Consider the following 12148-nt stretch of genomic DNA (forward strand, 5'->3'; position numbering starts at 1 on the left):
CACCATGTCGCCTTCACCTCTGCGGTCACCAGGTCAGCCCGCGGGCGACCTGCGCCTTGATGTAGTCGGGGATGTCGACCTGCTCCGCGACCTGCAGCGACGAGTCGACGTCCATGCCGTCCTTGAGCACGTGCTGCCGGAACACCTTGTACAGCGGGATGTCCCAGTACTCGGTGTTCTGGTAGTTCTTGATCACCGCGTTGTCGCCCCAGTACACGGCCGAGGTGTCGATGGCCGCGAGCTCCGGGATCGACTTGCCGAAGGCCTTCACCGTGGCGTCGGTCTTCAGTACCGCCTTCATGCCGTACGACGAGATGCGGCTCTGCATCTCCTCCGACACCAGGTACTTGACGACCTCGAGCGCCTGGTCCTGGTGCTTGGACTGCGGCGGGATGAACGCCGCCCGGGTGTCCGGCTGGTAGATCGTCCTCGAGCCGCGGGACAGCACCGGCATCGAGGTGACCCCGATCTTCACGCTCTTCGCCCACTCGGCGTACTGCGCGGCGTCGTCCTCCTCGATGTAGTACGAGCTGAGGGCGTACGCGTTCAGCTTCGAGAGGTTGTTCACCGCCATCGCCAGGTGACCCGGGAAGCTCATGTCACCCTTGAAGAAGTCGTCCACCGTGGTGAAGTTGTTCCGCGGGATCATCAGGAACCGGTACATGTTGTTCGCGATGGTCTTCCAGTCCGCGCTGGTCAGGTTGACCTTCACGTCCTCGGGCTTGGGCTGCTCGCTGTCGCCGGGCACGAACGGGTAGAGCCCGAGCTGGTTCATCGCGAGGTAGTTGTCCGGGTGCTGCATGTAGCCCTTGTAGTGGTCGATCCCGTCCTGCCGGGTCAGCTTCTGGGCGATCTTGTAGACGTCGTCGTACGTCGAGCCGGCCGTCGGGTACTTGACGCCGAACTTGTCGAAGATCAGCTTGTTGTAGAACAGCAGGCTCTCGTCGATCCACAGCGGGACGCCGTACAGGCCGCCGTCGGAGCGGGACTTGATCTGCTCGACCGAGCCGAGGTTCAGCGTCGACAGGTCGATGCCGGCGCCCTGGACGGCGGCGGTGATGTCCTGGGTCCAGCCGAGCGGCTCGAGGTCCCGGTCGATCCGCAGCCGCGGGTCCTCCAGGATCAGGTCCGGCACCCGGCCGGCCTTCGCGAGGTCCTCGTAGCGGACCGGGTAGTCCCAGGTCGCGTACTTCACCTTGATGTTCGGGAACTTCGCCCGGATCGCGTCACCGAACACGGAGTCGAAGTACCGGTGCGCCTCGCGGCCGCTGTCGTTGCCGCCGAGCTCGAACGGCTTGAAGTTGGCGGCGAAGACGAACAGCTCGTCGTCGGCCACCGAGAACGGCACGTTGTACTTGTTCGGGATGTCGACGACTCCGGCCGCGGACTGCGCGGTCGCGCGCGGGACGGCGCTGGTCGAGCTGGTGGTCGCGGCGTTCGCGGGAGCCGCCTGCAGCGCGCCACCGAACGCGGCCAGGCCGCCGATCAGGGCGCCGTTGCGTAACAGGCCACGACGGGACATGTTTCCTTCGGACGATTCAGACATGGTGGACCTTTCCTACGGGGCGGTGGTGGCCGTGAGGACACCCTTCAGATCCAGCTGCTCGGCCAGGTGGCACGCGACTTTGCGGCCCCTGATCTCCCGCAGCTGCGGGACTTCGCTCGCACACCGGGCTTCGGCGTACCCGCACCGGGGATGGAACGGGCACCCGGCCGGCACCTTGGACGGGTCCGCGATCTCACCGCGGAGCTTGATCCGCTCGCGCTGCCCGCGGGTGGCGGGGTCGGGATCCGGTACGGCGCTCAGCAGCGCCTCGGTGTACGGGTGCAGTGGCTTGGAGTAGAGCTCTTCGGTCGACGCGCTCTCGACGAGCTTGCCGACGTACATCACCGCGACGTCGTCGGCGATGTGCTCGACGATGCCGAGGTCGTGAGAGACGAACAGGTAGGTGAGGCCGGACTCCTCCTGCAGATCGCGCAGGAGGTTGAGGATCTGCGCCCGGACCGAGACGTCGAGCGCACTGACCGCCTCGTCGGCGACTACCAACCGCGGGTTGGTGGCGAGCGCCCGGGCGATCACGACCCGCTGCCGCTCGCCACCGCTGAACGCGTGCGGGTAGCGGTGCGCGTACTCCGCCCGCAGCCCCACGCGCCGCAGCAGCGCGGCGACCTTGTCGTCGATCTCGTCGCGCGAACCGGCCTCCTGGACCTTCAGCGGCTCGGCGATGATGTCGCGCAGCGTCTTGCGCGGGTCAAGCGAGGAGTGCGGGTCCTGGAAGATCAGCCGGACCTGCGCGCGGTACGGCTTCAGCTGCTTCTCGGACAGCGACGCCAGGTCGACGCCGTCGAACATGATGCTGCCCGACGTCGGCTCGTACGCCCGCACGATGCACCGGCCGAGGGTCGTCTTGCCGCAGCCCGACTCACCGACCAGACCGAGCGTCCGGCCGGCCCGGATCGACAGATCGACCCCGTCGACGGCCTTCACATACCCACGGTTCCGCCCGAGCAACCCTCCCTCGAGCGGGAAGTGCATCGTCAGACCCTTGGTTTCCAGCAGGCTCATCAGTTCTCCTCGCCGTACAGCAGGCAGGCCACATCGATCTCGTCGCTGCGGACGCGGGCCGGCACGATCTGGTCGCACTTCCCGGCCATGAACGCGTCGCAGCGCGGATGGAACCGGCACCCCGACGGCCGCTCGTACGGCGGCGGCACAGTCCCCCGTACCGCGACGAGTCGGTCCTGACCCTGTTGTCCCAGTCGCGGCACCGACCGCACCAGCGCCTGCGTGTACGGATGCTTGGGCGCACTCAGTACGGCGGACGCGGGTCCCTGCTCGACGACTTCGCCGAGGTACATCACCGCGACCTCGTCGGCGACCTGCGCGGCGACCCCGAGGTCGTGGGTGATCAGCATGATCGCCATCCCCAGCTCCTCCTGGAGATCCTGCAGCAGGTCGAGGATCTGCGCCTGTGTGGTGACGTCCAGCGCGGTGGTCGGCTCGTCCGCGATCAGCAGCCGCGGCCGGCAGGACAGCGCCATCGCGATCATGGCTCGTTGCCGCATGCCACCACTGAGCTGGAACGGGTACGAGTCCACCCGGCGCTTGGGGTCCGGGATGCCGACCCGGTCGAGCATCTCGATCGCCCGTTCCCGGGCGGCCTGCTTGCTCAGGTTCTCGTGCAGCCGGACCGCCTCGATGATCTGGTCCCCGATGGTGTGCACCAGGCTCAGTGACGCCATCGGCTCCTGGAACACCATCGCGATATCGGCCCAGCGGACCTTGCGCAGCCGCTTGTCCTTCGCGGCCAGCAGGTCCAGCGGGTCCTTACCCGGTTCGTCGTCGTGCAGCAGGATCTCGCCGCCGACGATCCGGGCCGGCCGTTCGACCAGCCGCAGGATCGACCGCGCGGTGACGCTCTTGCCGCACCCGGACTCGCCGACCACGGCCAGCGTCCGGCCGCGCTGGACCGTCAGGCTGACGCCGTCCACGGCCTTGACCACACCGTCGCCGAGCTCGAAGTGGGTCCTGAGCTCGCGCACTTCCAGGAGAGGTTGCATGTCAGGTCCTCACTTGTACGGGTCGGCGGCGTCCCGCAGACCGTCACCGACGAAGTTCATGGCTAGTACGACGACCACGACCGCGAGGCCCGGGGTCAGCAGCCAGGGGGCGGTGGCGACCGCGCGGACGTTCTGCGCGCCCTCGAGCAGCACACCCCAGCTGACCGCCGGCGGCTGCAGACCGAGACCGAGGAACGACAGGCTGGTCTCGCCGAGGATCATCCGCGGCACCGCCATCGACACCGACGCGATGATGTGGCTGGCGAACGACGGCACCATGTGGCCGAAGATGATCCCGGTCCGGCCGACCCCGTCCAACCGGGCCGCCATCACGAAGTCCTCTTCGCGCAGGCTGAGGAACCGGCCGCGGACGTCCCGCGCCAGACCGGTCCAGCCGATCAGCGACAGGATCACCGTGATCGCGAAGTACCTCGTCAGTGGTCCCCAACTGCCGGGCAGGGCCGCCGACAACGCCATCCACAGCGGCAGCGTCGGGATCGACATGATGAACTCGATGATCCGCTGGATGATGTTGTCGACCGTGCCACCCAGATAGCCGGAGATACCACCGATCAGCATGCCGAGCAGGAAGCTCGCGAACACCCCGACCAGACCGATCGACAGCGACACCCGGGCACCGTGGATCAGCCGTGACAGCAGGTCCCGGCCGGACTGGTCGGCACCGACCAGGAAGAACGGTTCGCCGGCCGTCGTCGGTCCGATCAGGTGGATGTCGGACTTGAGCGGCCCGAGGATCGAGTACTCGTCGCCACGCACGAACCACCCGACGTCGACGATCTTGGACTTGTCGACGGTGAAGGTCTGCTCGAAGGTCTCCTGGTCGCGCGTCGAGGAGTACCCGTACACGAACATCCCGTGCTCGCTGTCGATGTGCACCCGTTGCGGCGGGGCGTACGGCAGCGCGGTGTGCGCGGTGTCGGCGCTCGACGGGGCGAAGAACCCCGCGAAGATCGCGATGAAGTAGATCGGGATCAGCACGATCAGGCCGATCAGCGCCAGCCGGTGCCGGCGGAACTGCCGCCACATCAACCGCCACTGCGGCAGCGCGCCGTGATCGCGAAGACTCTTCACCACCTCCCCGGGCGCCTCCGGCGAGGTGCCCGGCGGTCTTTCGGGTGCGATCGTCTCGGTCTGCTGGACCATCTGGATCTATCCCTTCTGGAACCGGGTGCGGATCCGCGGATCCCACCAGGCCAGTGCGAGGTCGCTGAGCATCGTGCCGATCACCGTCAGCGTGCTGAGGATCAGAACGAAGCTGCCGACCAGGTACATGTCCTGGCTCTTCACCGCCCCGAGCAGCAGCGGACCGCTGGTCGGCAGGCTCATCACGACCGACACGATCGTCTCGCCGCTGATCAGGCCGGGCAGCAGCCAGCCGACCGTGCTGAAGAACGGGCTGAGCGACATCCGGACCGGGTACTTGAGCAGCAGCTTCCACTCCGGCAGTCCCTTGGCGCGGGCGGTCGCGACGTACGGTTTGTGGAGCTCGTCGAGCAGGTTGGCCCGGGTGATCCGGATCAGTCCCGCCGTACCGGCGACCCCGACCACCACGATCGGGATCCACAGGTGCGATATCAGGTCGATGAGCTTGCCCAGGTTCCAGGCCGCGTCGGCGTACTCCGGTGAGAACAGTCCGCCGACGCTCTGGCCGAAGTACCGGAAGCCGACGTACATCATCACCAGCGCGAGCATGAACTCCGGGACGGCCATTCCGATGAAGCCGAGGAACGAGGCCAGGTAGTCGCCGGTGGAGTACTGCCGCAGTGCGCTGTAGATGCCTATTGGGAACGCGATCGCCCAGACGAACAACAGGCTGGCCACCGACAGCAGCATCGACAGCAGTACCCGGCTGCCTATCAGACTGGATACCGACTGGTTCCAGGCGAACGACTGACCGAGGTCGCCGTGCAGGACGACGCCCCCGATCCACGTCAGGTACTGGACCATGAACGGCTTGTCGAGACCGTAGTGCCGCTTGAGCTCGGCGATCTGCGAGTCCGGGATGTCCTGACCGCGCGCCTCGGCGTTCGCGATCACCGTGGTGGTGTAGTCGCCCGGCGGCAGCTTGATGACCACGAAGGTGACGAACGAGATCGCCGCCAGCGTGATGAACATCCAGACCAGCCGCCGGGCCACGAAGCGCAGCATCGGCTACTGCTCCATCGAGAACTGTTCGGGGTGCACGATGCCCGGCGCCACCGACTCGTTCATCTCCGACGGCACGTTGTGGAAGTCGTTCTTCACCACACCGTAGGTGTTCGGAACCGAGCTGATCCCGATGTAGTAGAACTGGTCGGCCGCGATCTGCAGCACCTGCTTGCCGAGGTCCAGGGTCTTGTCCGGGTCCGGCTCCTGCCGCGCCTTGGTGAACAGCTCGAGCTGCTTCTGTACCTCGGCCGGCGGCTTCATCCCCTTCTCGCCCTTCGACTGGTACCACTGCGCCCAGCCGATCCCGTACCGCGCACTGCCGTCGTTGGTCGGCACCCAGTAGTGGTCACCACCGGTACCGGTCGGGAGGACGAACGTGCCGCAGGTCCAGGTGCCGGCGTCGTGGTCGTTGCCCTTGACCCGTTCCTTGTAGAGGTCCTCGCTGACCGGCTGGGCGCGGAGCTCGATCCCGACCGCGGCCCAGCGCTTCTTGATGAACTCGATCGCCTCGACGTGGTCGGGGAACGACTCGCTGACGAGCACCGTGACCGACACCGGCTTGCCGTCGGCGCCGAGCCGCTTGCCGTCCGCCGACTTCTTGGTCAGACCGGCCGCGTCCAGGTGCTGGTTGGCCTTCGCGGCGTCGAACTCCACGAACTGGGTGGCCAGCTGTTCGTTGTAGTACGGCGAGTCCTTCGGCGGAGCACCCTGCCACGGTTCACCCTGGCCGGCGTACACCGCGTCGATGACCTCCTTGCGGTTGATCGCCAGCGACAGACCGGTCCGGAACTCCTTGTTCGAGAACAACGCGCGCTTGGTCGCGTCCTTGTGCGTCAGGTTCAGGCCGATGACCATCGTGTTGGTGAGCTGCGTCGGCACCTCGATGATCTTGTAGTTGCCCTTCTGCCGGTTCTGCGCGACGACCGGCTTGTTCTGCGGCGTACCGAAGTTCCGGTACTGCATGCCGAACTCGCCGTTCATCACCTTCAGCAGCTCGACCTGGGCGTCCTGGACGACCTCGATGCGGCAGTTGTCGATGTAGGGCAGCTGGCGGCCGGCGTCGTCGACCTTCCAGTAGTACGGGTTCCGGGTCAGGGTGACCGCGGAGCCCTTGCCGAGCCCGGTGGTCACCTTCCACGGCGCCAGCGTCGGCTGCTCCGGGTTCGTCCACGGGTTCTGCTTCTGGGTGAACAGGTCCGTCCAGCTGCCGACGCCGGCCTTCTTCGCCAGCGCGTTCGCGGACTTGTTGTACTTCAGGTGGAACTGCTGGAAGTAGTGCTTCGGCAGCACCATCCCGTAGGCACCCTCGCGCAGGAAGATGCCGTCGGCGATCTGGCCGAGAAGCGACGGCTGCGGCGCGGTGTAGGTGATCGTGACCGTGCGCTCGTCGGTCTTCTCGACCTTCGCCAGCTTCTCGGTGTCCGGCGACAGGAACGCGTCGTAGATCCCGTCCGGGTGCAGACCTTCGTCGCACTGCACCTCGAGGATCGTGAACAGCATGTCGTCCGCGGTACACGGCTTGCCGTCCGACCACTTCAGGCCCTCGCGGAGCTTGAAGGTGAACACCTTGCTCTCGGCATCGACCGTGAACTCGGCGGTGTTCGACTCCATCTCGTCGTACCCGGGCTTGCCGGTCTTGTCCGGCTTCCAGCGGACCAGCGGCTCGTAGTTCATCGCGTACCACAGCCACTGGGTGTCTTCCTGGGTCAGCATCGCCGAGCGCCAGGTGCCGCCGTACTGCGCCTTGCCCTCCAGGGGCTTGATCACGGGCGGGTTCTTCGGCAACCGGTCCGCCAGCGGAGGCAGCGAGCCCTTGTCCACCAGGGCTTTCAGCAGCGGCGATTCCTTCTCGCCGGCCGCCGCGGCCTGTGCGCCGGACCCGGCCGGCTTGGTGTCGAAGAAACCGCAGCCGGGGATGGTCGCGACCGCCAGGAGTCCGAGACCGCCCTGCAGCAGGCGCCTACGGTTGATGGTGCTTTCAGACATGTCTACCTCACTGCTGCTCGAGCGTGATGTTGCTGAACTGCGCCGTCCCGTAGTCGACGAGACCGTTGTCGATCTGGCCGCCGTCGACGGCGAAACCGATGTAGAAGGTCCGGCTCGGCATCACGAGCTTCTCGTAGCCGAAGCGGTCCCACTTGACCTGATCCGTAGAGATGAACGCCTCGAACTCGACGTCCCCGAACTGCGGGCGCTCGCGCCGGAGCAGCCGCAGCCAGTAGACCTTCGTGTGGTCCAGGTACGTCCCGTCCCACGGCCACGGGCCGACGCTCGGCACGGTGCCGTCGGTCTGGATCCGGATCGCCTGCGCCTTCATACCGCCGTCGTCGGTGGCGGTCGGCGCGGCGCTCGCGTTGTCGTTGACGGTGCCGTACCCACCGGCGACGCCGTACCCGATGCCGCCGTACATGTACGGCGCGGCCGGGTCGAGGCTGTCGCGGATCATCACGCCCGCGGTCAGGCCGTTCGCGACCTTGCTGATCTTGTCCAGCCGCGCGGTGATCTGCGAGACCGCACCGGCACCGCCGACCTGGAGCTTGCGGTACACGTAGTGGAAGTTGCTGTTCCGCCCGTAGATCCGGCCGGAGCCCTTGATCGTCAGGACGCCGTTCTCCAGGTTGCCGGAGCCCGGGACCGGGGGCTTGCCGACCGCGGTCGAGGTCCAGGCCGACGTACCGGTCTGCCGGTTGACGTGGACCTGGACGGCGGTCGACTGCGTCGACGTACCGTTCTGGTCGGTCGCCCGTGCGGTCAGCCAGTAGGAGCCGTCGGCAACATTCTTCCACTGGACCTGGTACGGCGCACTCGTCGCGCTGCCGATCAGCTGGTCCCCGGAGTAGAACTCGACCTTCGCGAGCCGGCCGCCCTTCGCGGCGGCCGCATCGGCCTTCACCGTGACGGTCGGCGCCGTCCGGCCCGGGATCGTCTGGTTCTGCGCGGGGCTGCTGATCGCGACCGTCGGGTTGCCGACCGGGTCCGGGACCAGCGAGTTCAGGTAGTTCTCGAGGTACGTGTAGCCGTTCGGCGCGATCTTCTGCGCGTCGGACGGGTCGTTGGGGTCGAGGCCGTTCGCCTTCTCCCACCAGTCCGGGATGCCGTCGTGGTCGGAGTCGACCGGCGCCGCTGCCTGGACGAGATCCGGGTAGCCGCCGACGTCCTTCTGCGAGTTGATCAGCCGGCCGGTGCCGTTGCGCACCTCCGCGATCACCCGGGCGTCGGCCGCGTCCCGCTTCGGCAGGATCGCACCCGCGCCGGCGAGCACCGCGTCGTACGCCTTGTTCGGCGCCTGGAGGTCGCCGCGGCCCGGGATCGAGTGCGGCTGGGTCAGCTCGACGATGCCGCCGATCGGGTAGCGGATGCCCTTGCGGTTGTGCGCGGTGACGTCCGGGTAGCCCTCGACCTGGTTACCGGCGACGTACCACTGGCCGCCGCGGTTCGCGCTCAGCACGACCGGCGCGACCTCGTCCTGGGTGGTCGGGCCCGGCTTGTAGAAGTTGTTCATGATGTTGATGCCGTTGGCCCACTCGCCGCCGTACAGCGACGTGTACCCGTAGTCGTAGATCACGTTGTTGTAGTGGTCGACCTCGAGCGTGATGCCTTCGGTGTAGCCGAACCGCGGGTTCCGGCCGCCCTCGTGGGCGATCAGGTTGTGGTGGTAGGTGTTGCGCTCACCACCCCAGATGCCGCCGTACCCGTGCCGGTTCTTCGGGTGCGCGGACAGCGCGAGGCCCTCCGACACGATGCACCACTGCACGGTGACGTCGTAGTTCCCGTACGGCGACAGGCACTCGTCGACCGCCCAGCTGAACGAGCAGTGGTCGATGATCAGGTTGCGGATCTCGGGGCTGACCGAGCCGGGGACGTTGGTGTTGAACGAGTCGTCAGCGATCTCGTTCTCGTCGCCGAGCCGGAAGCGCAGGTAGCGGATCACGATGTCGTGCGCGCTGCCCTTGATGTTCGTGCTGTGCCCCGCCACGCAGATCCCGCCACCAGGCGCGGTCTGGCCGGCGATGGTCAGGTTGCTGCCGGCGATCAGCAGGCCTGTCTCCAGCTGGATCGTGCCGGAGACCCGGAACACGATCGTCCGGTCCGAACCGGAGACAGCGTCGCGCAGCGATCCGGGTCCGGAATCGGCCAGCGTGGTCACCTCGTAGACGGACCCGCCGCGGCCGCCCTTGGCCCACTTACCGGCACCTTCGGCGCCGGGGAAGGCCGGCAGCTGGTCGTCGTTCGCGGTCCGGCCGGCGGTGCTCGTCGCACTCGCGGTCGGCGTGATACCCAGCGACGCGACGCCGATGGCGGCCGCGGTGGTTCCGACGAAACCACGCCGGGACCAGCCGGGCGGTGTCGTCGAGATCTGGGGCGGCTCTGCGGCGGACGCGGTGTCCGGGGAGGGATTGGTCATCGGCCATGCCTCGCTTTCGGCAGGGGGCGGCTGCTGAGGTGCGCAGTCTCACTGAATATCTAGTCAACTCCGAATGGAACGACGGCCCTCATGGTCACGGAGGTTACGAGCCGATGTCAAGGGCGTGACGCCGATAAATTGCAATCGTTTGCACACAGCGGTTTCCCAGGCCGCAATCGTTTGCACTGAACTCTTGCCCCGACCTCGCAGGCGATGGTTACCTTGCCTCCATGCCTTTGCGCCCACTCCCCCTCGGCAGCTCCCAGCTCACCGGTGGCTTCTGGTCGAACCGCCAGCGGATCAACCGGGAGACGACCATTCCGGCGGCCGCCCGGCGGCTCGAGGAGGTCGGCACCCTGCGGAACTTCCGCCAGGCGTCCGGGCAGGAACCGGTCACCGGATTCGAGGGCAAGCTCTTCGCCGACACCGACGTCTACAAGTGGCTCGAGGCGGTCGCCTGGGAACAGGCCCGCGGGCGTTCGGACCAACTCGCTTCCTGGCAGTCCGGCGGCAGCGCGCTGGTCGCCGCGGCGCAAGAGGCCGACGGCTACCTGAACACCTACACCACGCTCGCACTCGACGGCCGGCGGTACGGCGACCTGGAGAAGGGCCACGAGCTCTACTGCGCCGGCCATCTGTTGCAAGCAGCCGTCGCGCAGGTGCGGACAACTGGGGATCGCATCCTGCTCGACGTCGCGTGCCGGCTCGCCGACCATCTGTGCAAGACCTTCGGGCCGGGCCGGTTGGAAGGTGTCGACGGGCACCCACTGATCGAGATGGCGCTCGTCGATCTCTATCGCGAGACCGGAACCGCGGCGTACCTCGAGCTGGCCGCGTACTTCGTCGAGGCCCGCGGGCACGGGATGCTCACGGTCCCGGGTCACCACGGACCGGCGTACTTCCAGGATCACCTGCCGGTCCGCGAGGTGCGGACGATCGCCGGTCACGCGGTCCGGGCGCTGTACCTCGCGGCCGGCGCGACCGATGTCGCGGTGGAGACCGGGGACGTTGAGCTGCTCGACGCGTTGCGGGCGACGTGGTCGACGATGGTCGAGAGTCAGACGTATCTGACCGGTGGCGTCGGCGCCCGGTGGTACGGCGAGGCGTTCGGCGACCCGTTCGAGTTGCCACCGGATGCGGCGTACTGCGAGACCTGCGCGGCGATCGCCAGCGTGCAGTGGAGCTGGCGGCTGCTGCTCGCGACGGGTGAGAGCAAGTACGCCGACCTGATCGAGCGGACGCTGTACAACTCGGTGATCTCGGGCGTCTCGCTCGCCGGCGACCGGTTCTTCTACGTGAACGCGTTGAAGGTGCGGAACAACGCCTTCGCGGACGACCAGCGTTCCGCGGTTGGTGGACGGCAGCCCTGGTTCGGGACCGCGTGCTGCCCGCCGAACGTGATGCGGACGCTGTCGTCGCTGGATCAGCTGATCGCGACGTCGGACGACGACGGCGTCCAGGTACAGCTCTATGCGCCGGCCTCGGTGACTGCGGACCTGCCGATCGGGCGAGTCGGGTTCGAGGTACAGACCGACTACCCGTGGCACGGGACCGTGCGGGTGCGGATCACGGCGGCGCCGGACGCGCCGTGGACGCTGGGGCTTCGGATCCCGGCGTGGGCCGACAGTCACCGGCTGACCGTCAACGGGCACGAAGGACCGCTGCGGCGAGTGTGGTCGGTCGGCGACGAGGTCGTGCTGGAGTTGCCGGTCGCGGCCCGCCGTACGACGCCGGACGATCGGATCGACTCGGTGCGTGGCTGTGTCGCGATCGAACGCGGCCCGTTGGTGTACTGCTTCGAGCAGCAGGACCAGGACGTCGTCCTCGACGAGACGGCCGTCGTCGCGGGCGAGCTCGTCGAACGCGAGCAGCCCGACCTACTCGGCGGCGTGACAACCATCGAGGTCCCGGGACGGGACGGACCGTTGACAGCGATCCCCTATTACGCGTGGGCGAACCGGACGGTCGGACCGATGACGGTGTGGATCCGGGAGGACGCGTGACTCTGTATAT

The 12148-nt window shown here is 67.4% G+C and carries 8 protein-coding genes; 1 reads left to right on the forward strand and 7 read right to left on the reverse strand.

Features of this window, described 5'->3' with window-relative positions; genetic code table 11:
* Nucleotides 1–25 precede the first annotated feature (25 nt).
* From AC0662_RS38660 to AC0662_RS38690, 7 genes are read right to left on the reverse strand one after another with little or no spacing between them, the layout of a single operon-like run.
* A complete protein-coding gene (locus AC0662_RS38660) occupies nucleotides 26–1546 on the reverse strand; it encodes an ABC transporter substrate-binding protein (protein WP_478306910.1) in 1521 nt (506 codons plus the stop codon).
* 12 nt (nucleotides 1547–1558) lie between these two features.
* Nucleotides 1559–2566: an ABC transporter ATP-binding protein gene (locus tag AC0662_RS38665; RefSeq protein ID WP_452200580.1), complete on the reverse strand. Its 1008-nt coding sequence runs from the start codon at nucleotides 2564–2566 to the stop codon at nucleotides 1559–1561.
* A complete protein-coding gene (locus tag AC0662_RS38670) occupies nucleotides 2566–3561 on the reverse strand; it encodes an ABC transporter ATP-binding protein (RefSeq protein ID WP_478306912.1) in 996 nt (331 codons plus the stop codon). The genes AC0662_RS38665 and AC0662_RS38670 overlap by 1 nt, the downstream gene beginning before the upstream one ends.
* A 9-nt stretch (nucleotides 3562–3570) precedes the next feature.
* Nucleotides 3571–4725: an ABC transporter permease gene (locus AC0662_RS38675; protein ID WP_452200576.1), complete on the reverse strand. Its 1155-nt coding sequence runs from the start codon at nucleotides 4723–4725 to the stop codon at nucleotides 3571–3573.
* A 6-nt stretch (nucleotides 4726–4731) separates the two neighbouring features.
* Nucleotides 4732–5730 carry an ABC transporter permease gene (locus AC0662_RS38680; protein ID WP_452200574.1) on the reverse strand — a complete coding sequence of 333 codons (999 nt, stop codon included), beginning with the start codon at nucleotides 5728–5730 and terminating at the stop codon, nucleotides 4732–4734.
* Between the two features lie 3 nt (nucleotides 5731–5733).
* Complete coding sequence (locus AC0662_RS38685; RefSeq protein ID WP_478306914.1) at nucleotides 5734–7716, reverse strand: ABC transporter substrate-binding protein; 1983 nt, start codon at nucleotides 7714–7716, stop codon at nucleotides 5734–5736.
* Between the two features lie 7 nt (nucleotides 7717–7723).
* Nucleotides 7724–10135, reverse strand: coding sequence for an Ig-like domain-containing protein (locus tag AC0662_RS38690; protein ID WP_478306916.1), 2412 nt, complete (start codon nucleotides 10133–10135; stop codon nucleotides 7724–7726).
* Nucleotides 10136–10365: 230 nt separating this feature from the next.
* Between AC0662_RS38690 and AC0662_RS38695 the strand changes: the two genes are divergently transcribed.
* Nucleotides 10366–12138: a glycoside hydrolase family 127 protein gene (locus AC0662_RS38695; RefSeq protein ID WP_478306918.1), complete on the forward strand. Its 1773-nt coding sequence runs from the start codon at nucleotides 10366–10368 to the stop codon at nucleotides 12136–12138.
* Nucleotides 12139–12148 lie beyond the last annotated feature (10 nt).

The sequence above is a fragment of the Kribbella sp. NPDC043289 genome (genome assembly GCF_056436705.1).

Excerpts from the sequence above, each read along its gene's own strand:
- AC0662_RS38670 (WP_478306912.1), bottom strand. The coding sequence starts at position 3,561 with ATGCAACCTCTCCTGGAAGTGCGCGAGCTCAGGACCCACTTCGAGCTC.
- AC0662_RS38680 (WP_452200574.1), bottom strand. The coding sequence starts at position 5,730 with ATGCTGCGCTTCGTGGCCCGGCGGCTGGTCTGGATGTTCATCACGCTG.
- AC0662_RS38685 (WP_478306914.1), bottom strand. The coding sequence starts at position 7,716 with ATGTCTGAAAGCACCATCAACCGTAGGCGCCTGCTGCAGGGCGGTCTC.
- AC0662_RS38695 (WP_478306918.1), top strand. The coding sequence starts at position 10,366 with ATGCCTTTGCGCCCACTCCCCCTCGGCAGCTCCCAGCTCACCGGTGGC.
- AC0662_RS38660 (WP_478306910.1), bottom strand. The coding sequence starts at position 1,546 with ATGTCTGAATCGTCCGAAGGAAACATGTCCCGTCGTGGCCTGTTACGC.
- AC0662_RS38690 (WP_478306916.1), bottom strand. The coding sequence starts at position 10,135 with ATGACCAATCCCTCCCCGGACACCGCGTCCGCCGCAGAGCCGCCCCAG.
- AC0662_RS38665 (WP_452200580.1), bottom strand. The coding sequence starts at position 2,566 with ATGAGCCTGCTGGAAACCAAGGGTCTGACGATGCACTTCCCGCTCGAG.
- AC0662_RS38675 (WP_452200576.1), bottom strand. The coding sequence starts at position 4,725 with ATGGTCCAGCAGACCGAGACGATCGCACCCGAAAGACCGCCGGGCACC.